At 45.9% G+C, this 22,478-nt stretch carries 24 protein-coding genes; 13 read left to right on the top strand and 11 right to left on the bottom strand.

The features are described 5' to 3' along the window. Positions 1–41: 41 nt before the first annotated feature. Both ACFVS2_RS12640 and ACFVS2_RS12635 read right to left on the bottom strand, forming a co-directional pair. The gene (locus ACFVS2_RS12640) at positions 42–536 is read right to left on the bottom strand and encodes a TIR domain-containing protein (protein WP_390234307.1); all 495 of its coding nucleotides are present in this window, start codon (positions 534–536) and stop codon (positions 42–44) included. Between the two features lie 1,916 nt (positions 537–2,452). After that, complete coding sequence (locus tag ACFVS2_RS12635) at positions 2,453–3,391, bottom strand: ABC transporter substrate-binding protein (protein WP_390234305.1); 939 nt, start codon at positions 3,389–3,391, stop codon at positions 2,453–2,455. A 219-nt stretch (positions 3,392–3,610) separates the two neighbouring features. Here ACFVS2_RS12635 and ACFVS2_RS12630 point away from each other — a divergent pair, with 219 nt between their 5' ends. Then, the gene (locus ACFVS2_RS12630) at positions 3,611–4,153 is read left to right on the top strand and encodes an RNA polymerase sigma factor (protein ID WP_390234302.1); all 543 of its coding nucleotides are present in this window, start codon (positions 3,611–3,613) and stop codon (positions 4,151–4,153) included. After that, positions 4,137–5,519: a hypothetical protein gene (locus ACFVS2_RS12625; RefSeq protein WP_390234300.1), complete on the top strand. Its 1,383-nt coding sequence runs from the start codon at positions 4,137–4,139 to the stop codon at positions 5,517–5,519. Before ACFVS2_RS12630 ends, ACFVS2_RS12625 begins: the two co-directional genes overlap by 17 nt. 58 nt (positions 5,520–5,577) lie before the next feature. On the opposite strand, the gene ACFVS2_RS12620 is transcribed toward ACFVS2_RS12625, so the two are convergent. Together ACFVS2_RS12620 and ACFVS2_RS12615 are read right to left on the bottom strand one after the other, a co-directional pair. Continuing rightward, entirely contained in the window at positions 5,578–6,060 is a 483-nt protein-coding gene (locus ACFVS2_RS12620; RefSeq protein WP_390234297.1) for a GyrI-like domain-containing protein, read from the bottom strand. 50 nt (positions 6,061–6,110) lie between these two features. Continuing rightward, positions 6,111–7,370 (bottom strand): hypothetical protein, encoded by a 1,260-nt coding sequence (locus ACFVS2_RS12615; RefSeq protein ID WP_390234295.1) that lies wholly within the window; start codon positions 7,368–7,370, stop codon positions 6,111–6,113. Between the two features lie 168 nt (positions 7,371–7,538). Here ACFVS2_RS12615 and ACFVS2_RS12610 point away from each other — a divergent pair, with 168 nt between their 5' ends. From ACFVS2_RS12610 to ACFVS2_RS12600, 3 genes are all read left to right on the top strand, one after another. Then, the gene (locus ACFVS2_RS12610; protein ID WP_048031793.1) at positions 7,539–7,871 is read left to right on the top strand and encodes a PadR family transcriptional regulator; all 333 of its coding nucleotides are present in this window, start codon (positions 7,539–7,541) and stop codon (positions 7,869–7,871) included. Continuing rightward, positions 7,868–9,172 (top strand): FtsW/RodA/SpoVE family cell cycle protein, encoded by a 1,305-nt coding sequence (locus tag ACFVS2_RS12605; RefSeq protein ID WP_390234292.1) that lies wholly within the window; start codon positions 7,868–7,870, stop codon positions 9,170–9,172. Before ACFVS2_RS12610 ends, ACFVS2_RS12605 begins: the two co-directional genes overlap by 4 nt. A gap of 80 nt (positions 9,173–9,252) precedes the next feature. Next, on the top strand, positions 9,253–9,669 hold the full coding sequence (locus tag ACFVS2_RS12600; protein ID WP_390234289.1) for a VOC family protein: 417 nt from the start codon (positions 9,253–9,255) through the stop codon (positions 9,667–9,669). A 72-nt stretch (positions 9,670–9,741) separates the two neighbouring features. On the opposite strand, the gene ACFVS2_RS12595 is transcribed toward ACFVS2_RS12600, so the two are convergent. Beyond that, a complete protein-coding gene (locus ACFVS2_RS12595; protein ID WP_390234286.1) occupies positions 9,742–10,122 on the bottom strand; it encodes a VOC family protein in 381 nt (126 codons plus the stop codon). A gap of 159 nt (positions 10,123–10,281) precedes the next feature. Between ACFVS2_RS12595 and ACFVS2_RS12590 the strand changes: the two genes are divergently transcribed. Continuing rightward, positions 10,282–12,012 (top strand): ABC transporter ATP-binding protein, encoded by a 1,731-nt coding sequence (locus tag ACFVS2_RS12590; protein ID WP_390234283.1) that lies wholly within the window; start codon positions 10,282–10,284, stop codon positions 12,010–12,012. 1 nt (position 12,013) lies between these two features. Next, on the top strand, positions 12,014–13,855 hold the full coding sequence (locus ACFVS2_RS12585; protein WP_390234281.1) for an ABC transporter ATP-binding protein: 1,842 nt from the start codon (positions 12,014–12,016) through the stop codon (positions 13,853–13,855). Positions 13,856–13,913: 58 nt separating this feature from the next. Here ACFVS2_RS12585 and ACFVS2_RS12580 read toward each other — a convergent pair whose 3' ends face one another. From ACFVS2_RS12580 to ACFVS2_RS12570, 3 genes are all read right to left on the bottom strand, one after another. Continuing rightward, on the bottom strand, positions 13,914–14,651 hold the full coding sequence (locus ACFVS2_RS12580) for a class I SAM-dependent methyltransferase (protein WP_390234278.1): 738 nt from the start codon (positions 14,649–14,651) through the stop codon (positions 13,914–13,916). Beyond that, on the bottom strand, positions 14,648–15,406 hold the full coding sequence (locus ACFVS2_RS12575) for an MBL fold metallo-hydrolase (RefSeq protein WP_390234275.1): 759 nt from the start codon (positions 15,404–15,406) through the stop codon (positions 14,648–14,650). The genes ACFVS2_RS12580 and ACFVS2_RS12575 overlap by 4 nt, the downstream gene beginning before the upstream one ends. A gap of 83 nt (positions 15,407–15,489) precedes the next feature. After that, entirely contained in the window at positions 15,490–15,756 is a 267-nt protein-coding gene (locus ACFVS2_RS12570) for a CD3324 family protein (protein ID WP_173619238.1), read from the bottom strand. A gap of 273 nt (positions 15,757–16,029) precedes the next feature. On the opposite strand from ACFVS2_RS12570, the gene ACFVS2_RS12565 reads away from it, so the two are divergent. From ACFVS2_RS12565 to ACFVS2_RS12550, 4 genes are all read left to right on the top strand, one after another. Next, positions 16,030–16,152, top strand: coding sequence for a hypothetical protein (locus ACFVS2_RS12565; RefSeq protein ID WP_256434937.1), 123 nt, complete (start codon positions 16,030–16,032; stop codon positions 16,150–16,152). A 32-nt stretch (positions 16,153–16,184) separates the two neighbouring features. Further along, on the top strand, positions 16,185–16,334 hold the full coding sequence (locus tag ACFVS2_RS12560; RefSeq protein ID WP_238543350.1) for a zinc ribbon domain-containing protein: 150 nt from the start codon (positions 16,185–16,187) through the stop codon (positions 16,332–16,334). A gap of 15 nt (positions 16,335–16,349) precedes the next feature. Next, the gene (locus ACFVS2_RS12555; protein ID WP_173619236.1) at positions 16,350–16,565 is read left to right on the top strand and encodes a hypothetical protein; all 216 of its coding nucleotides are present in this window, start codon (positions 16,350–16,352) and stop codon (positions 16,563–16,565) included. An 86-nt stretch (positions 16,566–16,651) separates the two neighbouring features. Continuing rightward, the gene (locus ACFVS2_RS12550; RefSeq protein WP_390234272.1) at positions 16,652–17,482 is read left to right on the top strand and encodes a prohibitin family protein; all 831 of its coding nucleotides are present in this window, start codon (positions 16,652–16,654) and stop codon (positions 17,480–17,482) included. A gap of 48 nt (positions 17,483–17,530) precedes the next feature. Here ACFVS2_RS12550 and ahpF read toward each other — a convergent pair whose 3' ends face one another. After that, entirely contained in the window at positions 17,531–19,060 is a 1,530-nt protein-coding gene (gene ahpF, locus ACFVS2_RS12545; protein WP_173619234.1) for an alkyl hydroperoxide reductase subunit F, read from the bottom strand. Positions 19,061–19,073: 13 nt separating this feature from the next. Next, on the bottom strand, positions 19,074–19,637 hold the full coding sequence (gene ahpC, locus ACFVS2_RS12540) for an alkyl hydroperoxide reductase subunit C (protein ID WP_007727513.1): 564 nt from the start codon (positions 19,635–19,637) through the stop codon (positions 19,074–19,076). Between the two features lie 308 nt (positions 19,638–19,945). Between ahpC and ACFVS2_RS12535 the strand changes: the two genes are divergently transcribed. Continuing rightward, positions 19,946–20,437, top strand: a complete 492-nt coding sequence (locus ACFVS2_RS12535) for a PH domain-containing protein (protein ID WP_390234269.1) — start codon at positions 19,946–19,948, stop codon at positions 20,435–20,437. Continuing rightward, positions 20,437–21,918 carry a PH domain-containing protein gene (locus ACFVS2_RS12530; protein ID WP_390234268.1) on the top strand — a complete coding sequence of 494 codons (1,482 nt, stop codon included), beginning with the start codon at positions 20,437–20,439 and terminating at the stop codon, positions 21,916–21,918. Before ACFVS2_RS12535 ends, ACFVS2_RS12530 begins: the two co-directional genes overlap by 1 nt. A gap of 41 nt (positions 21,919–21,959) precedes the next feature. Here the strand turns inward: ACFVS2_RS12530 and ACFVS2_RS12525 are convergent, their stop codons facing one another. Further along, complete coding sequence (locus tag ACFVS2_RS12525; RefSeq protein ID WP_173619231.1) at positions 21,960–22,352, bottom strand: VOC family protein; 393 nt, start codon at positions 22,350–22,352, stop codon at positions 21,960–21,962. Positions 22,353–22,478 lie beyond the last annotated feature (126 nt).

The following is a 22,478-nucleotide window of genomic DNA, read 5'->3' as shown; positions in this document are numbered from 1 at the left end:
TAAAAAGCGTCCCTCCGAGGGACGCTTTTTGTTTACATGAACTATTTAATGTTAGCGAATTTACTCCAGTAGAGATTAGTCTTACCAGATTGCTTCATCTTCACGTAGTTAGTGCCAATCCAATAGTTCATAGCAGATAGAATAGCATCCTTGTTGAATGGAACATGAACTACGAACCCTTTATCTATAAGGAGGGGAGGACAGTATTCTTCATCCATTCCATTCTTTTTGTTTAAGTTCACTGCTATGATTGGAATATCTCTTTCTATGGCAAGTTCAATTTCGTACCTAACGTACTTATATAGATATCGTGTACTTTCACCAACTAGGACTATCAGTTGCTTCGTATTATTCATTCGCTCACGTAAATGCTTCTTGATATTTTCTTCTTCGAAAAGCCTAATATTAGTTAGATCATGAGCATTCGCAAACGTGAAATCAATGTTTTCATTCTCCTTCCACGCTCTCATGATATTGTAGTAGTGCATATCCTTATCAGCATCAAAACATATATATACTTTATTCTTATACGTCATTGGCGACCCTCTCTATTCATTTATTGTTGCTTTGCGGAATTGATTTAGCCAATATTATGACAACGAATATAAATACAGTTAGTATCTCCGATGCTTTCAATAACTCCCCAAACTCTGTACTTGAAGAAACAATTGTATATCCCCCATTGAACGAGTTTGAAATACTAAATAAAATTGCTTTTTGAATCGTTGGAATTGCTTGAGTATCACCCCATTTAAAATGTTCAGCAAATGAAATGGCGTACAAAAATCCGTAAGTGAAAACCATAAATATTAAAGAGGAGGCAAGGTTAATAAATCTTCTTCTCACCCTGTGCAGCGTAAGGTACTGGTTTAAAACCGCAGTAGCTTCCCATACGTGGTAGTAAAAGTAAGTAAATGTGTTCATGATAAGGAGATAAATCACAAAGGCAGTAATATACATAATTTTGATTTCAAAAAACCACAAGACTCCAATTAATACGAATTTAAACAAGATGAAGAAATCAACGGCGAAATTCCGATTTCTTCGAATCAATCTATTAACGGCTTCTTCTGACCTGTTTTTGTTACACAACTTAGTCGTGAAAATCGCGATAGATTTGAACACATTAACCAAATTTATTGTTTTTTTATGTGGCTGCGTATTGGCTGTGGTGAAGAGAAGAATATTTCCAGTCTAGGCTCCAGGCTCCGTCCTGCTGGGAGTTAAGATTGTCCGCTCCGAAGGGATTCGCGGGGAAACGCAAAAGTGGTAGCCGCTTCGTCGCGCGGGCACGGTTGCGTTTCTGTTGCCCGCAAATCCCTTCTCCGCTCGGTAGGACTCCACAAGTCGCTACGTCTGGAAATATTCTTCTCTGTCGTAACTGAACACATTCTTCCATTTTTTAAGGCTTTTAAAACTCGTTTAACACGGAAAGCTCGTAGAGGAAACAGGAGAAATAAGCGAAGATCTTTGGGACACCAACCGAGGCGCAATGAAAAAAAGAGAAACAAGCTTTTAGCGTCCACCTCTGAGACACCTCTTGAATGGACGACTTTGGACGCGGGTTTCGCTTTTTTTCATGGAGCCGGGCAGTGAATCCCTCAGCGGGTGGCCCAAGAAGCTGAGCGTTTTCTCCTGTTTCCTCCTCAGCACTACAGCAACAACTTGAGGTTCTTATGTATGTGGCTGCGGGGGAGAGAAGAATATTTCCAGTCTAGGCTCCAGGCTCCGTCCTGCTGGGGGTTAAGACTGTCCGCTCCGAAGGGATTAGCGGGGAAACGCAAAAGTGGTAGCCGCTTCGTAGCGCGGGCACGGTTGCGTTTCTGTTGCCCGCTAATCCCTTCTCCGCTCGGTAGGACTCCACAAGTCGCTACGTCTGGAAATATTCTTCTCTTTCGTAATTGAACACATTCTTCCATCTTTTAAGGCTTTAAATACCCGTCTAACACGGAAAGCTCGTAGAGGAAACAGGAGAAAAAAGCGAAGATCTTTGGTACACCGACCGAGGCTCCATGAAAAAAAGAGAAACAAGCTTTTAGCGTCCACCTCTGAGACACATCCTGAATGGACGACTTTGGACGCGGGTTTCGCTTTTTTTCATGGAGCCGGGCAGCTTACGCTTCCCTGGGGGTGGGACAAGAAGCTGAGCGTTTTCTCCTGTTTCCTCCTCACCACTACACCCCGACAAAGGGTGGTGTTTAAAAGAATAAAACCGCCTCCATAAAGGAGACGGCATATATCGAGCTCGTTAGTTTTGAGGTGTTACCGATCATCACGTGCGACGCATCTACCTCCAGTATGAAGTTAGAAGCTTAAAGCAGTGTACGGTTTCCCTTACTCACTAGGTGATCGTGTAAATCATCCATGGCACATCGCCTCCGTAAAGGACTACAGCCTGATTGAAAATACACCACCGAGCTCGATGAATATAGTATGAGCAAAGCCCATCTTTTTATTCACTCATCTTTAGCATCTGTTTTCGAATCGCATTTAAAAACGATTGGTTGCTGTAGGCCGTGCCACCAGCTAATCCTGGTTCAACTGCATTCATGTACATTTGATCCGCTTTGACTGCGCTTAGGTTTGTCCATGCAGGCTGCTCTTGCAACTGCTTGAAAGCGGGCTGGTCTTCTTTGTTGACCATCACAAACAAGTAGTTGGGATCTTCTTTTGCCAAAGCATCCATAGAGAGTGCGGTACGCTCCTGCACATTTGCGACGACATCTGGGACAGGCAGAGCCAAGTCCGTATATAACAGGTAATTGTACCGTTCATCCTTTGGGTAGGCGTAGAAGGAGCCTTCTTGGAACCACAGCGTCAGCACTTTCTTCTCTGGAAGTGGAGTGAGCTTGTCGCGGAGTTCCAATGCGTTTTGCTTCACTTTACCTACAAAAGTATCCAAATTGGCATCTTTTCCACGAACATCAGCGAGCAGACGCAAGTTTTCTTGCCAATGAGCTCCGTTCGTAGAGACGGGAATGACGGATGCAGTGGTTTGCAATTTGGCCAAGTCTTCCTTGGAGGTCTTGTCAGTTGTCATGATGACGTCAGGTTCGAGGGCAACCAGCTCACCTAGGTTATCTGCAATATTATAAGGGAGATGCTTGGCGTTTCTGGTCATGGCTTGATATTCCGCCGGAAATTTCCCGTTTTTATCCATGGTTGCTGCGACGGGCGGGATTCCCAGCAAGAAAGAATCTTCATACGAAGCAGGGAAGCCTACGAAAACAATATCTTTGGTTCTGGCCGGAATTGTATAAGTATTGCCCAAGTAATTGATCGATCTGGTTGGTTTCGATGCCGCTGAATCGCCCGTTTGTCCACCATTGCCGCAGGCTGCAAGGACGAGGAGCAAAGCGGCAATCGGGATAGCTAGTAGCCGTTTATACATACAGGTCACTCCGTTCTTACTTCTTGTGTTATCAGGAAAGTAGCAGGACTCATGTAAATTATAGGCTACCCGATCCATTCGTCGCTGTTGCATTCCTGAACATTTTCAAACATTCTGCTGTAACCTTTTTCCTGTTCAAGACACTAATGGGTATCCGAGAAAATTTTCGCTATAGGAAAGTAGTCGATCAGCCGACAGCAAGAGAATGGAGGAGCTTTTTTGTATGAAGAAATGAAACATCAGGTCATGGCCATCTATGAGCGGCATTATCATGATGTGTATCAATTTTTGCTGTACTTTGCCGGCAGTCAGAATGATGCAGAAGATTTGACGCAGGAGGTTTTTTTGCGAGTGATTCGCTCGCTTGAACGATTTGAAGAGCGATCTGAGGTGAAAACATGGCTGTTTGCGATCGCGAAGCATACAGCGATGAATTACTATCGAAAACGCAAGTGGCAAAAGCTGTTGTCAGGGGACTGGCTGTCTGTCGTGATGCCAGCTTCGGAAGGGAATCCGGCACAGGAAGCGGAAAGCCGGGAGGACGAGCAGGAATTGATCACTGCGATCAAGGGATTGCCACCGCATTACCGCATGGTTGTCATTCTGCGTGGCATTAAAGAGTACAGCGTCAAAGAGACAGCCGAAATACTGGGGTGTTCAGAATCAAACGTGAAAACGACGATGCACCGGGCACTGAAGCTGCTGCATGGCAAACTGTCGCATACGAAGAAGGGGGAGTTGTACAGTGGATTGGCAAAATGAACGAGATATGCTGGAACGGTTAGCGACTCTGCAAAAAAGTACACCCCCTCGTAAGGAGTTTGTGGAGAGTTTACGTACTGTGCTGGAACAAGAAACAATTCGGGTTGGCAAGAGGAGACGGCTGTTCATGAATCCGTTGAAAGCGGGTATGACAGCAGTCGTGATCGCTTCTGGCTTTGGGCTGTACATCATGGCTGGTATGGGGCAAAACGAACGTGTGGACCCTCAGGTGACGGCAACAAGTAGTCCGCAGCTTCCCGCCCATCCTGTATACGAGCAGGCGAAGAAGCTGCTGCAAGAATTGGCAGGTCGAGATGCGAGTCAATATGCGGTAAACGGCACGCTGTCCAATACAGAAACAGGTCATGTCGTGATGAACAAGACGGTTAACAACATTCCGGTTCTGGAGGACCAATACACATTTACGATAGACAAGGCGGGCAGGCATCATATAAAAGAGATACAGACAAACGATACGACACGCATGGTCTTTCCTGATCCCAAAAAGGCAATGCCAGTGAAGCAGGCTGAGCAAATTTTTGGGCAAAGCGCCCGGCTCCTGTATTCAGAGGGGGAAGGGCGGTTGCAATATGAGTTTCCATTTTCAGGTGATATCGATGCCATCACAGGAGAAATTTATCCCACGGAACGCTATCATCCCGATTACGGTCTCGTAGAAATGCCGCCAATTCCGGTAAAACCGGGAGGCGTAAAGCTGGTAGCTCCTGATATCGAAGAAGCAGATAGACTTTTTCGGGAGTGGGGATTCGAGCCTCCGTTTTCCTTCGTGGTTCATCAAGGCTCGGGCGTACATACGTACAAAGTAGAGACGCGAACCAAACAGAGAATGGAAATGACCGTGGTGACAGAAACAGGGGATATTCTTGACTATCGGTATGGAAATATCCATGAGAAAGAGGAGAAGCTCTCTCATCCGAAGCTTGAAAACGTTCAAGAAGCAGCTAAGCAATTTCAGAAATACCTTCCGTTAGACACCAAAGAACTTCTGCTCGGCTCTGCCACAAGAAAAGGCAACGTCGAAACATATGAATTCTTCAAGTCCCATCAGGGAGTCCCGATTATGGGGGGGTATACGGTTCATTTTGATGTGGACAGGAAACAGGTGATCGGAATCATTCCCCCGTATGCCGAGGAGTCTAAACCGCTTCCTGACAAAAACAACGCAATGTCACGGGAAGACGCGACTAGCGTATACGTCACCCATCGTCCGCTGCGATTGGTTTACAAGCTGATTGAGAATCCGGCTACAGGGAAAATAGAGCCGCGTCTCGTCTATCATATTTATTATCACGATACCCCACTTTATATGGTGGATGCGCTGACAGGGGAGTGGGTGCGTAGATAATAACATCGTAACAACAGAAAAACCAGGGAGCGGATTCCCTGGTTTTTCGCTATGTCTCTTATTTGAAGAGCGGGACGTAAATATCAATCTCATTGTCTTCTTGCTCTGGCTTGTAGCGCTCGTCCCAATACTCAAAATCAAACCCGGCATACTCATATCCCGATTCGCAGAGCCAAGACCCGTAAAGAAAACCATACGTCTCTCCCAAGCTTTCCTCGGATCCCTTGTGGGTTACTTTTGCAAATGTCCCCGCAGGAATCGTGTGACTGACCATCCCTTCGGGAATATCGGCGAGGCTGGAAACTTCGACGCCAATTAGGGTGGTAAAAGGATCAACGACTGCATCGAAGTCATCTTTGTCAGGATAGATTTGGATTAGGTATTCGCCCTCACCAACCTGATTTTGAATCTCATTTTTTCTAGCTCGCAAAGCTTCAGTCGTAGTAGCGGAGAGTTTTTTACCCAAGTCTTCTGTCACATTCGCTGTAAAGGTGATACCAATTACATGTGTTTCCTCGCGGGATAGAATGGTTGGTTCCATAAAACAGCGTCCTTTCGTTTATAGAATAGGGAACAGAACTAACCTTGCAGCTATTTCAGCTCTCGGGCATATATCTTTGTCCCATCATGCGTAAACGTACCGATATATTTCTTGCCACCTACCGTATATTCCATAGAAACGGTTTCCTTTCTAGGAGGCGTGAGCAGCTTGAGCGGAAACGGGAATGGTTGCTTGTTCGCCACGTCTGCAATGATCTGTGTGTCTGTATGAAAGAGCTTTCCAGTCTGTTTCAATTGTTTGAGCTGCTCTGGTTTATCCAGCTTGTAAGGAAGAGTCGTGGTTGGTTTGTCCATCGCATTGATTTTCTGGAAGAAATACCCGTCCTTTGTTTTCGACACCGCAATAAACTGTCCGTCACTCGTCTCTTTCAGAAAGGCATACTTTTTCGAAGCGAATGTTCCTTTTTTATTCATCAATAAGTAAAATTCTTCCTTGTCCTTTTTGCCTGACACGATAAAAACACCGGAATGGAAGTTGGATTCCACCTTGTAATTTCGGGATGGTTTCAACACGACTTTTCCTTCGTGTGTAATAAAGTGGGTCATGCCATTAATTTTCACTCGATGCAATCCTTCGCTGTAACCCATGTACTCATCAAAAAATGGCTTCGCGTGTATTTTTCCATTCATGTCTTTCAATCCTAATTTGGAGGAGAGAATCATACCATCCTTTTTGTTGTATTGGACAAAAGGGTAATGATGAATGTCGTAAGTTGTTACTCCTGTTTGCTCACTTGTCATCGTGAATATTGCCCCATCCGTGATCTGTTTGGATGTTTTCGTACGAGCATTGTACAGATAAGAGGTATAGCTTGTGGGAGAATAAAAAAACCACTCTCCGTCTATTTGCGTGAAGTAATCGTTATAGGTGGTTATTTCCTGTGTGTTGCCTTGTTTATCGAAAATAATAAACGAGCTGTTACCAAAGTGGGTAATGATATGAAAAAAGCCATACCCGTCTTGCAATGGACTGATGTAGCCTGGATATAATAACGCTTCCTGCTGATCGATTACTTTCCCGGTCGGAGAAACAAGGGCAAAATGAGGGAACCATTTCTGCTTGAACTCTTTGTAATAGGGATCATTCGGACTCGATCCTGCAAATGGTACGAAAAATGGTTCCGTTAGTCCAGGTGGTACCTGAATCTCTTTTTCTGTCGGAACGTACTTGAGTACTGTCGTTTCCGGTCTGTCTGAACGGATGGCATTTTCGGAATGTGCGACAGAAGGAACGATTGATAGAGTAAGGCTTAGGGCTAACAGAATGTTGACGTATTTGGTCTTTTTCATAGGTAGAATCACTTTCTCTTTCCATTTTTTATCTGTAGAAGGTAGACGTTTCTCGAAAGCTGAATGTTACACATGTGTTGATCTTACAAGATTTGGATGATAGAATTGTATACATAGATTTATGATGTATTGTTTATCTAGGTATATGCGGTTAAATCGGGAGGTTCTATGAAAATCAATAAGGAGCTTTTAAAAGGCAGTACCGTGATCCTGATCTTGACGATGCTGGATCGAAAGGAAATGTACGGGTATGAGATCGCGAAAGCCATCGAGAAGGAGTCAAATGGTCTGTTTACATTAAAAGAAGGGACGCTGTATCCGATCCTGCATGCGCTAGAAGCAGAGCGTTACGTGGAAGCGTATTGGGATGAAAAGGATGGAAGAAAACGCAAATACTATCGGATTACGGCAGAAGGTCGCGGGCAATTGAAGGAGAAAAAGCTCGAGTGGCATACGTTCCGCGATGGGATTGATCGGGTGCTGGGAGAGGGAAGAGCATGAAGCAGACGAATACACATCCATTGATTGCAGACTATCTCGATCAAGTATGTCGCCATGTGCGGGTAACGGAAATGCATCGCAGAATTCGGGATGAGCTGGAAAGTCACCTGTTAGATTTGATGGATGAGCAGATGGAAGAGGGGACACGAGAGGAAGAAGCGGTAAGGCAAGCCATTTTGCAAATGGGGGATTCTGCTGCGGTTGGGAAGCAGCTGCATCAGATTTATAAGCCCAGAGTGGAGTGGAGAATTCTAGTGTATGTGATGGCTTTTCTGGCTGTTGGTCTGTTTACGATGTATGGAACTCCGGTCAATTTCTTTGAGGAAAAGCTGGACAGGTATTGGCTTTCAGCCCTACTGGGTATCGGGGTGATGCTTGTGGTGGCTTTTACAGACTATCGCAAGCTATTGGCATATTCATTGCATGTATACGTGCTGACTGTAGGCGTTTTTCTTTTTGTTATTTGGTATGAATATTCAGTTTATGGAAGGGTGATTGTGCATTTCAATCGTTTCGGGATTTCTGATTTTGGAACGATTTCTATGTATTTGTTTCTCGTCAGCGTCGCAGGTATGCTCCTTACGAGGGCGTGGCGCTTCCGGAGCACTGCTTCTAAGCTGATTGTGTTTGTTTTTCTGCCAACTATATTTTTGCTGATGACGCAACAGTATTTGAATCTTAAGCTTTACTTATTTGGTTTTGTTGTACTCTTGATGTACACGAAGACAGTTAAGAAAGAAAAGCTCCCCCTTTACATCACGTCTGTTGGTGCTTATCTAGCTGCCTTGTTATTGGATTACCACACTTTTGATAAGTTGTTGGACTGGATGCAACCGATGAAAGATCCTGAAGGAGGCGGTTATTTTTATCTCTTAGCGATAGATACGATTCGCTCGGCAGGTTTTTGGGGAAAGGGCTTCGGTGCGTCTTTACAATTCCCTCAAATAGACTCCGATTTCAAGTTCACGTATTTAATCTATAGCTATGGCTGGATTGCTGGACTCTTGATCTTGTTAGCCGTTACCCTGTTTATGATGAGACTGGTTCGGGTCGTCAAGGAAGTGGACGAGCCATATGGCAAGCATCTCATAATCAGCATCGTTCCTTTATTCTCGGTGTACTTCTTATGGCCTCTGCTGATGTCAACAGGCATGGTGCCAATCGCACAACTTGAAATTCCTTTTCTCAGCTATAGCAGAATAGGAACTGCTTTAGCTCATTTCGCTGTCCTCGGTCTCATTCTGAGTGTCCATCGGCATAGAAACTCAATAGGGAAGCCACATACCTTCGTGGCAAAATAGCAATCCAGAAGAAGCCTCGGGCAATCAGAAATGCTAGGATAGAGACATCAAGGAAAAACAAACCCGAGGAGGAAGTACACATGGCTTTGCAATCCAAACAAATTTTCGTCAATTTACCGGTGAAGGACCTCAACAAATCCATAGACTTTTTTACAGCAATCGGCTATGAATTTAACCCGCAATTTACGGATCAAAATGCAGCATGCCTAGTGATCGGCGAAAACATTTTTGCCATGCTGCTCGTCGAAGAGTTTTTCCAAACGTTTACGAAAAAAGAGCTGACGGATGCAACGAGAAGCACCGAGGTCATTGTCGCGTTGTCTGCGGACAGCAGAGCGCAAGTCGATGAGATCGTAAGCAAAGCATTGGCTGCGGGCGCAACACCATCGAAAGACCCGGTTGACCACGGCTTCATGTACAGCTGGAGCTTTCAAGATTTGGACGGACATCTGTGGGAGTTCTTGCATATGGATCAAGGCGCTGTTCCACAGGAATAAAAGACGGAGTATACGAACTGAGGGCAAAAAGCATGGGATCGAAATGGTGATTCCAGCTTTTTGCCCTTTTTATCAATACTGACACATCCCCAGCGGATTCCCGTCTGGGTCCAAAAACGTCAGCACCTTCGTAGACCCAAATTCATCAATCGGGGTTACCCTTACTCCACGCTCTGTTAACAGTTGATGTGCTGCCTCAATGTCCGCGGGTAGAAAATTATAGTATTTACCGACACCAAAACGATTTTCCGGAAATGTCATCGGCTGATGGTTCTCAACGCGAACGAGACAGATCACGGTGCTTGATTCATCGGAAATCCGCATCGTGACGGCCTCCTCTTCCATAAACAAAGGTCTGCACCCAAGCTTTTCTTCATACCATCTTGCAGACGCACCCGGGTCCGTCACAGGTATAAAAACCCCTTCCATGCCTTTTAACAGTGATTGAGCCATCCTTTCATCTCCCATTCGAGCAAAAATTGATCGCCTATGATTTCGACGACGATGCTAGGAAAAACCTGTAAGCCTCCACACTTTCATTTTGACAATCACTCGTGACATTTCGCTAGCTAAGCGTTATCTTGTACGTAGAAACAAAGATGGGGTGAACGGATGCGCTTCTATACAACATACATAAAAAAATACGGCGTAGTCGCGGGGATTTCCATGCTTTTCTTAGCTTTGGAGGCGGTATGTGATCTTTTGCAGCCCACAATCCTGTCTCACATTATCGATACGGGTGTAGCAAACCGGGATATGGATTACGTGCTAAAGACAGGCGGGCTGATGCTGCTCGTTACGGCGGTGGGGGCAGTAGCGGCATCGATCCGCAATGTGCTGGCAACATATGTCTCGCAAAACTTTGGTGCGCAGTTGCGCGCAGATTTGTTTTCAAAAGTGCAGTCCTTATCCTTTGAAAACTTGAACAAGTTCGACAGAGCCTCGCTCGTGACACGTCTGACCAATGACGTCAATCAAGTACAGATGTTTGTAAACGGCATGATGCGAATATTCGTCAAAGCGCCGTTGATGTGCATCGGCGGGTTGTTTATGGCAACCCAATTGAACGTGAATTTAGCTGTGATTCTCGCAATCGTTGTGCCCATTGTGGGCCTATTTATTCTCATGAACATGAAAATCGGTTTCCCGTTCTTTCTGAAAGTACAGCAGGCGCTCGACAGAGTGAACGGTGCGATGCGTGAGTATTTATCTGGCGTACGAGTCGTTAAGGCGTTCAATCGTTTTGATTTTGAACGTGGCAAATTTACACGGGCAAACGAAGAGCTGCAATCCAAATCGGTATCGGCTACGCGGGTAATGTCTATCTTCAGTCCCGCGATCATGCTGACGATGAACCTCGGAATTGTCGCGGTCCTCTGGCTTGGGGGGCTTGGCGTAGAACAAGGTAGCATCGAAGTCGGTCATATTATCGCGTTTACGAACTACATGACGCAAATTTTGTTTTCACTCATGATGATTTCCTTGGTATTTAACATGTTTGTGCGAGCCAAAGCATCGGCAGGACGCATCGGAGAAGTATTTGCTGAAGAAAACCAAATGAGCTGGAAAGAGGAACAACCTCACGAGCTTCCAGGCAAAAAGGGACGCATCGACTTCGAACAGGTCAGCTTCTCGTATGACGGAGGTGGCGGTCAGCCAGTACTCAAGCAGATTTCGTTTACTTGTCTGCCTGGGGAGACCGTCGGGATTATCGGGTCGACAGGCGCTGGGAAAAGCAGTTTGGTTGGCTTGATTCCACGGTTTTATGATGTAACGGAAGGCACGATTCGGGTCGATGGCATGGATGTACGAGACATCGAACCCAAGCGATTACGTGAAAAAATGGCGATCGTACCGCAAAAAACGATGCTGTTTACAGGCACGGTGATGGAAAACATTCGTTGGGGCAAGGCAGAGGCGACCCATGAGGAGGTCGAGCAAGCGGCACGTATGGCGCAGGCTCACGAGTTTATCTCCACCACTCCTGAAGGCTATGAGACACGCGTAGGGCAGGGAGGAGTCAACTTCTCTGGTGGACAGAAACAGCGCATTTCCATAGCCAGAGCCTTGGTGAAAAAGCCGGAAATCCTCATTCTCGACGACAGTACCAGCGCGGTAGATGTGGCGACAGAAGGGAAGATTAAGGATGCGCTTCGAGCCTATGCGGCTGGCCTCACTTGCATCTTGATCGCACAGCGGATTACGTCTGTCATGGATGCGGATAAAATCATCGTGCTCGACAATGGAGAAGTCGCTGGCATCGGTCCGCATGACGAACTGATGACCTCTTGCCAGGTCTATCAGGAAATCTTTCAGTCACAAATCGGCCGGGAGGTGAAGTAAGGTGAGTCAACAGAAGCAACAACCGGTCTTTTCACCGAGACCTGGCCGAGGGTTTGGACATGGTGCTGCCAGAGGTCCAGTGAGTAAGCCCAAAAATTTTTCGGCTACGCTAAAAAGACTCTGGCAAGCTTTTGGCAAAGAAAAAAAGCTGCTGCCGATTGTATTTGTCATTGTTTTTGTCGATGCATTACTCATGCTGTCTGCGCCATATTTGATCGGAAAGTCGATTGATACGATGACAGGTGGCGAGGAAGCTCTTAGCTTTTTGTCTATCATCATTCTTGCCTTGCTCGGCTCTTACATCTTGGATGGGGCGTTGACGTTTTTGCAAAGCTGGTTGATGGCAGGCATCTCGCAACGGATCGTTACGAATCTGAGGCAAGCCCTTTTTGACAAGCTGCAAAAGCTGCCGATTGCTTATTTCGATGAGCGTACGCACGGGGAGTTAATGAGCAGGCTCACGAATGATATCGACAACGTCAGCAACTCCATCTCTCAATCCACAACGCAGTTGATGTCAGGGGGAATCGTGTTACTTGGTTCGCTGGTGATGATGCTCGTCTTGTCTCCGATCTTGACACTCGCATGCTTGATCACGGTGCCACTCGTGTTTCTACTCACACGCACGATTGCCAAACGAACAAGTGTACTGTTCAAAAATCAGCAGATGGAGCTGGGCAAGCTGAACGGGCACATTGAAGAGACGATTTCTGGCATTCAGGTGGTGCAGGCCTTCAATTATGAGCAAAAGGCCATTGAGGACTTTACGACGATCAATGACCGGCTCTGCAAGATCGGGATGAAGGCACAGGTATGGACCGGCTTTCTCATGCCGATCATGAACGTGATTAACAACCTCGGCTTTGCAATGGTGGCGATTGTAGGAGGCGTTCTCGCTGTAAAAGGATTGATCACAGTCGGTGTGATTGCGAGCTTTCTCAGTTATTCCCGACAGTTTGTTCGTCCGCTGAACGACCTCGCGAACATTTTCAATGTGCTTCAATCCGGTGTTGCTGGCGCGGAGCGTGTGTTTGAGGTATTGGATGAACAAGAGGAGCCATTGGATTCTCCGGGTGCCACTGTGCTTGCACATCCCAAGGGTCACGTCGTCTTTGATCAGGTTAGCTTCGGCTATCGTCCGGATCAATTGATTTTGAAAAATATCAGCTTCGAGGCTCAGGCAGGCAGCACTATCGCGTTAGTTGGACCGACGGGTGCAGGCAAAACCACCATTGTGAATTTGCTCACGCGGTTTTACGATGTGACCTCAGGAACGATATATTTGGATGGAAAAGACATTCGAGAGTATTCCCGGGACAGCTTGCGGCGCAGCTTTGGCTTTGTTTTGCAGGATACGTACTTGTTTTCCGGTACCATCAAGGAGAATATTATGTACGGCAAGCCGGATGCGACAGATACGGAGGTAGTAGCCGCTGCGAAAATGGCAAATGCGGACGTGTTCATCAATCGACTCCCGATGCGCTATGATACGATGCTGACGGAAAATGGGGGCAACCTGAGTCAGGGACAACGTCAGCTTTTGGCGATAGCCCGTGTCATACTCGCCAAGCCGTCGCTGCTGATACTCGACGAGGCGACAAGCAGCATCGACACACGGACAGAGTTGAATATCCAGGATGCGCTCCTTACTATTATGGAGGGGCGTACGAGCTTTGTGATTGCGCATAGGCTGGGTACCATTCGGGATGCCGACACGATTATGGTTGTGGATCGGGGAGAGATCGTGGAAAAAGGCAGTCATGACGAACTTATCGAGCAAAAAGGTACCTATTATCAACTGTTTTACAACCAGTTTAAAAATCTGGAGGCTGCTGGGGAATAACAGAGCACCCCGTCCAAACACGGAAATGATGTGGATGACGGGGTGCTTTTTTTATTGGTTAGGATGCTTGTTTGCTGGCGGCGATCAACAAGAAGATCGGCCGACGGATTTCGTCTCGCATCCCGGGTATATCCAGCATTTCTTCAGGAGGACCAGGTTCAGCGACTTTTGTTAGTTGAAATCCGGCAGCAAGGAGATCGTTCATATAGCTCGAAAACGTTCGATGATACTTGATGACTTCATGATCCAGAAAGGTGGTTTGCCGGATGCCTTCCTGCTGGTAGTTGTCCACTGGCCAGTGCAAGCGTTCGCCTTGAGGTCCGTAATGCCAGTCTTGTTCAGGGAGAGCAGTGAAGACGGGATGCTCCACGGAGAAAACGAAGGAACCTCCAGGAGCAAGACAGTGATAAACACGTTGGCAAAGCAAGTCAAAGCGCTCCACATAATGGATGGCCAAGGAGCTGATGACGACGTCGAATTCCTCTGGAGCAAAATCAATGTCTTCAATCGGAAGACGGAGATACTCGATAGCGGGATCAGTTGTCGTCTCTCTGGCACGAGCCAACATTTTTTCGGAAAGGTCCATACCCACAACGGAGCGGGCCTGTTGCTCACGCGCATATCGGCAGTGCCAGCCGAAGCCACAGCCAAGATCGAGGACCTTTTTCTCGCGAAGGGAAGGCAGTAGCTCCCGAAACGCGTGCCATTCTCCCGCGGCGTTCAGTCCCTCAACCGAACGAGCCATTTGACTGTATTTGGTGAAAAAACCTTGCTCATCGTATTTGTTCTGTTTCATCCATTCAAAACCTCCTGGGTCGGGTCGTAGGCTTGGAGTAGTTCCCGCAGCGCTTGCTTGACGTCCCCCTGAAACACTCCACCGTGATAGCAAATCAACTGCTCGATGTCATAATCAAGCAAGCGGCGGACAGAGCGAATTGCTTCCTGCATATCCAGCGTATAGGACGGATTGGCAATTTCGAGTCTACCGTTTTCGATCACAACAGCATCTCCGGCAATCAGCGTTTTGCTTGCGATCAAATATAACGATATATGTCCCGGCATATGTCCAGGTGTGTGAATGACCTCGATGCCTCCGCACCAAGGTAGACGTTCATGATTCGTTACGGTTTTATCAACCGGAGTGGGCTCAATGGACTGCAAAAAGCGAATAAATTCCTTACCGTGCTGCTTTTCATCCGACGACAGATGGTCCAGTGTTGCTTGCGCCTGCTCCAATCGCAAAGATGTTTTTTGTCCGGTGATGTATGGTGCTTCGGATTCATAAGCGATGATTTCGAGGTGCGGATCGGTTCTTTTTAACGCTGCCAAAGAACCGATGTGATCCATATCGTGATGCGTAACAATGACCTTCGTTAGGTCGTCGAGCGTAAGCTGTTGCTTGTGTGCGGCCTCCTGAAGCAGTGGCAAAAAGTCCGGATAACCACAGTCCACAAGGATCATTTCATGCTCATCCTGCAACAGCACCGGGGTAATGACCTGTGCAGATCCATTGTACATAAACGAAATGGCGAGAAAGTGAATCTGGTTCATACGTAGTCCCTCCTGACTGGCTGATCTTAAAAAGGAGTGTAACGCAATTGGGAAATAGACACACGGTCGACCTTTTCTCTGTCTCATTTATGTCCACGTATAATGCGTCGAATACTGTGTTCGGTCAAGTAATGTTTCCGGGCGAGCATTTTGACAGAAGCCCCTTCGCGATAGGCCTGCAAAATCGCTTGATTGCGCTCGTTTAGCCATTGCTTTGTGTCTGTGGAGGAGCCCCATTGTCGCTTATTTTCGTGGTGGATCGGGATGTACAAGTAACTTCCTTGTACATAATGTTGAATTTGCCGCAGCAGATCGTCTGGCAATAGGTCTTGTGCATTTTTGTATTTCATGTGCTTTGCTCCTATCTATATAGCGTGATGTGCGTATATAGATGAGCAAAGAGATCCTCAACTCAATATCGGGAAGGCTCTGAACCAAGAGAAAGGGGAACTCTTTGCTCAGAGCCGTAATCGGCTCTTCGTACATAAGGGTGTAGCATATGAATCATCTCCCTTCTTGTCTCTATAGTAGTGAGAAAGAGGAGTTCCTTCAACAATCTTCTTTGCCTTGTTTACCAAATAAAGGGTATGATGAGGGGACTGTGGATAATCGAATGAGTTGAGGTGGTAAGATGTTGGGAGCATGCGGAATATGCAACGAAAATCTGGATCAAAACAACCAGTGCAGGTGTACAAGGCAAGAGAGAGCTACGTCAAATCGTAACAGTGGACGCAGAGGATGTATAAAATGCGGCTGCACGCGTACAACTGTGACACAGATGTCAGCTACAGGCGGTGGCTTATCGCGCATGTTGAATGTTCAGTACCAGGTGTATGATGTGATCAGCTGTGTGAATTGCGGTTATAGTGAGATGTATAAACAAAATTCTTCGTCAACGATGAATATTGTAGATTTGTTTTTCGGATAGGAGATGTGCATTGATATGAGTCTTGGTGGCTTTCAAAGCGGCTTTTCCGCTCGCAAGGTACCACGGGCGGAAGTGCGGTGGGGACAGTTTTTAATATGCAATCACGGTTGTGAGGAAGTCATTCAATTGATTTCACATGTATCTGGTGAAGTTGAATTTGAGCTATGCAAAATCGAGGCAGAGCGTATGGCACATGTTCTTTTAGAAGCATCGAAAGCAGAGCGTTCATGACATGTATTTTTCATAAATTTCTTGAAACTTATAGCCCACTCCCTCGTATAAATGAATGAGCATGTATAGATAGAGGGAGGACGAGTATGAGCGACAAAAATGTTGTAAAAATGAGTCCCTTTCAAGCAGGAGGAAAGCTGATCGCCACGATTGTGGTACTGGTCGCGTTGGTCTTGCTTGGCACGCAATCTTTTACGATTATTTCCGCAGGGCATAGTGGAGTTGTGCTGCAACTGGGAGCGGTACAGCCAAAAGTGCTGCAAGAGGGCATGCATTTTAAAATTCCGTTCATCCAAACCGTGGTGCCGATGGAAGTGCGGGTACAAAAATCAGAAATGAGTCAGACTTCTGCTTCACGTGACTTGCAAACCGTATCTACGACGATTGCCGTTAACCATCATTTGGATGCAGAAAGTGTCAACAAACTGTATCAGCAAGTAGGATTGGAGTACAATAGCCGAATTGTTGATCCTGCCATTGCCGAATCATTTAAAGCCGTGACCGCTCAATACACAGCAGAAGAACTGGTATCCAAGCGTTCCGAGGTCAGCCAAAAGGTAAAAGAAGTTCTGCATAAAAAGCTGGCAAACTATAACATCATCCTCGACGAAATCAATATTCGCGAGTTTACTTTCAGTGATGAATTCAACCGCGCCATTGAATCCAAGCAGGTAGCCGAGCAGCAAGCGCTCAAATCGAAGCTGGATCTGGAGCGGATCAAGATCGAGAAAGAGCAAGAAATTACGAGAGCGGAAGCACAGGCACAAGCACTGCGCCTGCAAAAGCAAGAGGTTACGCCAGAGCTGATTCAGCTCAGACAGATTGAGGCGCAACTCGAAGCGATCCGCAAATGGGATGGAAAGCTGCCGAACGTAACGGGTGGAGCTACTCCGTTTATCAATGTGGGTACCCAATAACCGAATAAATGAACAAAGCCACTCCCTTGAGAAGGAGTGGCTTTGTTTTTAGTTGCGGATGAGGTAGTCGAAAGCTCCCAAAGCCGCAGTAGCACCAGATCCCATTGAAATGATGATCTGTTTATAAGCACTATTTGTGCAATCACCGGCTGCAAAAACACCAGGGATGTTTGTAGAACCATGGCTGTCTACCACGATCTCACCAAAGCGAGTGCGCTCAATCGTGTCTCCCAACCAATCTGTATTCGGTACCAGACCGATCTGTACAAACACACCTTGCAATTCAATGTGCTTGGTTTCACCTGTCTCACGTTCGATGTAAGAAATGCCGTTTACTTTATCAGTACCCGTAATTTCTTTGGTTTGAACGTTTTTAAGTACAGTGACATTTGGAAGACTGTAGAGACGATCTTGCAATACCGCGTCAGCTTTCAGTTCTGGCGAGAATTCCAGAACCGTTACATGTTTCACAATACCTGCGAGATCAATCGCTGCTTCCACACCTGAATTACCGCCACCAACAACTGCAACATCTTTGCCTATGAACAGTGGACCATCGCAGTGAGGGCAATAAGCTACACCCTTGTTCTTGAACTCTGCTTCACCTGGTACACCCAGATTCCGCCAACGAGCACCTGTCGACAAGATGACTGTCTTACTCTTCAGAACAGCGCCGTTTTCAAGTTCAATTTCGATTAAATCCTTCTTCTCTAAACGCTTGGCACGTTGCAGCTTCATGACATCAATGCCATACTCTTTTACTTGCTTCTCCAAGTTGGCTGCGAGCTGAGGACCTTCAATGTATTTCACACTGATGAAGTTCTCAATGCCCAATGTATCATTGACTTGACCGCCAAGGCGTTCAGCAACGAGACCAGTACGAATCCCTTTGCGTGCTGCATAGATCGCCGCACTTGCACCTGCTGGGCCACCGCCGACAACAAGCACATCATAAGGATCTTTATTGTCAAACTCAGATGCGTCTGGAGCAGAACCCAGCTTGGCAAGAATTTCTTCCACTGTCATACGACCGCTTTCGAAAAATTCACCATTGAGGAAAACGCTTGGCACAGCCATCACGTTTTTGCTCTCTACCTCGTCCTTGAATACGGCACCGTCAATCATTGTATGAGTAATACCAGGATTGAAGATACTCATCAAGTTCAGAGCTTGGACAACATCTGGACAATTGTGGCAACTCAAGCTGATGTAAGTTTCGAACTTATATTCACCACGAAGGTCTTTGATTTGATCAATGACACTTTGCTCGACCTTTGGAGCTCTTCCGCTAACTTGCAAGAGAGCCAATACCAAGGAAGTAAATTCGTGACCCAGTGGAGTACCAGCAAAAACGACGCCAGTATCTTCACCGACACGGTTTACGCTAAAGCTAGGTGTGCGAGTTAATTCGGCTTTCTCCACACTGATCCTCAAAGACATGCTGGCTAACTCATCAATCAGTGCAAGCATCTCAGAAGATGCCTCATCGGTGCCTGCACTGACTTTGAGTACAATATCGCCTTCCAAGAGCTCGAGATATTGTTCTAGTTGCGCTTTGATTTCTTGGTCAAGGGCCATTTTATATCACACCTTAAATTTTGCCTACGAGATCAAGGCTTGGTTTCAGTGTTTTGCCACCTTCTTGCCATTTTGCTGGGCAAACTTCACCTGGATTGTTGCGAACATATTGTGCTGCTTTGATTTTGTTGATCAGAGCACTTGCATCACGGCCAATGCCACCTGCAGTAATCTCAACAGCTTGAACGACACCGTCTGGGTCGATGATGAATGTACCGCGATCTGCCAGACCTTCAGCTTCGATCAATACATCGAAGTTGCGGGAGATAACATGGGAAGGATCGCCGATCATGATGTATTCTACTTTACCGATTGCTTCAGAGCTGGAATGCCATGCTTTATGAGTGAAGTGCGTATCTGTAGAAACGGAGTAAACTTCAACACCGAGTTCTTTCAAAGTTGCATATTGGTTTTGCAGATCTTCGAGTTCAGTAGGGCAAACGAAAGTAAAGTCTGCTGGGTAGAAGCATACTACGCTCCATTGACCTTTGAAGTTTGCTTCTGTTACTTCGAGGAATTTACCTTTTTGGAATGCTTGTGCTTTGAAAGGCAATACTTCAGTTCCGATGAGTGACATAGTGTTAGCTCCTTTATATGTTTTTTGTATAGTACATATTCAGGACATGCGTTACGAGGCATGCTTGAATATAATTTACAATGATTATTATTTAATAAATGATTCAGTAAGTCAAGTTTTTTATAATGATTATAATGTGATAATTTTTACAAGCCGTTTTCTCCATCATTTAGTATGATTCGAACGGCATCAGAGTATTCGTTTGCTGCATGAAAAATTGACGATTCGTCCGTAGAAACCGGGCGGATTGTTTTACGTATGAAATAAAGAGCGAATTGATAGCGTAATTAACATACAGGAGTGATGATATGCCATCTCCAATCAATGCACCGCAAAAATGCTTGTCCAAGGATGCGTTCAAAGTACAGCTTATTACCGAGGGGATCACGGTTGTGATCGGGTTAGTTATTTTGGCCGTCCTCTATTATCTAGATGATCGTTTTGCTTGGAAGGAATGGATCGGATGGAGTTTGCACGGATTGCTCGTTATCGGTGTGATCGCGACGATTTGGTCTTTTGTTGAGCCGTATTTTTTATATAAAAGCTGGCGGTATGATATCGACGAAGATTTCTTGCAAATGAAATTCGGGGTGATCATAGAGAGACATTTCCTTGTCCCCATGACGAAAATTCAAGCAGTCTCAACGAAACAAGGACCGATTTTACGAAAGTACGGGCTGTACACCATCTCGATAAAAACGATGGGCTCCTCGCACGAGATTCCAGGACTGCGGGGAGATGTCGCTTCTCAATTAAGAGAACAGATTGCTCACTACGCCAAATTAAAGGAAGTGGAGTAGTGATGGAAGCAAAACGATACCATCCACTAAATATCCTTTTTGATCTCATCACTCAAGTAAAGCATCTGTTTTTTCCTGCGTTGATTTTGTTTGTGTTCAATTATGACTCGACGAACGCATTCATTACGTACGGGAGAATTGTTTTTTACATCTATGTAGTAGGGATGCTGGTCTATCTGGTTTTGAAATGGGTTTCGTACAAGTATAGGCTGGATGATACGGCTTTCCATCTATACGAAGGAATTTTTACGAAGACAAAGCAAACGATCCCCTTTACCAAAATCCAAAACGTCAATCGACATACGACATTGCTGCACCGGATTTTTAAAGTGACTTCTATCCGGTTTGAGACAGGGATGGTTGGGGATGATTCTAGCGTCGAATTTGCGGTGATTTCTGTAATCGAAGCGGATCGACTGGATGCTGGAGCTAAAGGGAAAGAAGGTGACGCGACCTCTTCAGAGGAAATCAGTACGCCGTATACCACTCCTGAGCGAATCATTCATTTTACGCCAACGAAAAAAGAGATTATCAAGGCTTCCTTCACTTCTCTCAGTTTCCTCGGGATGATTACGTTACTGGTATGGGCATATTTCAAGCTCACCGAATATATCGACGTGGAGGAGCAGGTAGTAGGTATTTATTCGCTTATTACGAGCTCGTGGACATGGATCACGCTGACAGCCGTTGGACTTCTCGTCCTATCCATCGTATTCGGCATGGTCACGACCTATATTCGTTACGGAAAATATGAGATTTCGTCAGATCACGAGCGGATTTACATTGCCAAAGGAGTCATTGAAGAAACAGCTTTTTCGATCGCAAAAGAAAGAGTGCAAGCGATTAAAATCAAACAATCCTTGTTAAAGCGCATGTTGGGCCTCGCCGAAGTCAAGCTGACTGTTGTCGGCGGGGATAGTGATTCGGATAAAGATAAACAGGATGTCAGCTCACTCTATCCATTTTTACCGGTAAAACGTGCGTATGAGATGATCTCAGAAATATTGCCTGCGTATGAAGTGACGGAAGAAATGACGAGTCTCCCTCAAAAATCATTATGGATTCGCTTGGTCAGATCGAGCTGGATTTGGATCATAGGCACAGGTGTGCTTTCCTATTTCAAGCCGAATATTTTGGGGTGGGAGCAAGCGTGGTGGGTTATATCCATTGCGTTGACACTGCTCATTCTGGCCTTCGAAGTCATTGAATTTACCAACACGCGATACACCTTGAATGATCACTTTATTCAGTTCCAAACAGGGAGCCTAACCACGACTTTATTTGTGTCAAAACGAGAGAAGATCATAGAGGTCAACGTCAAAAGAGGTCTCCTGCAAAAGCAGCTAGGGCTTGCTTCGATCAAAACGGTCAATCGCGCCAAACCCGTGAGTCATAAAGGGGTAACAGATGTGCCGATAGAGTTGGCAGAAGGGTTTTATCAGTGGTATATGGGACGTAGAAAAGAGATCAAAGTGGAATAGAAGGAGAGGGGGCGTAGAAGGAAAAGGCGAATCTTTTCCCTCTACGTTCTTGTGCTTTCAAACAGCTCCAGCCATTCCCCATCCGGACCTTTGAAGAACATATAACGCGAACCGTTCGGCAATGTGGTTATTTCCTGATCGATAAAGGATACATGTAGTTGCTTCAAACGGTCGATTTCAGCTTCGAGATTGTCCACAGCAAACGCAAGGTGGTGGACCTTGCCCTCTATCGGCAGCGAATCGCTATATCCGTGAATGAGCTCCAGCTCTGTCTCTGTGCTTCCCGGAAATCCAAGAAAAGCAAGGGTAATGACTCCGTTAGAATGAGCGAGCTTTCCTTTGAGCTCCATCCCAATCACTTCGGTGTAAAAGGTAATCGAGGTCTCCAAATCTTTTACCATCAAACCCACATGCTCCAGTTTTTTGATCGCCATATCACTTCATTCCTTTCTACAGGTATGATTTTTATCTATTGTAGAAGAATTTGGAGGGAAAGTCTGTATGCGCAAACAGTCATGGTGGGTTTTCGGTTGAAAAACATGGCTATAATTGGGGTGTGA

The sequence above is a fragment of the Brevibacillus sp. NPDC058079 genome, from assembly GCF_042885155.1.
Classification (GTDB): Bacteria; Bacillota; Bacilli; order Brevibacillales; family Brevibacillaceae; genus Brevibacillus.
This window is presented reverse-complemented; position numbering and strand designations above follow the sequence as displayed.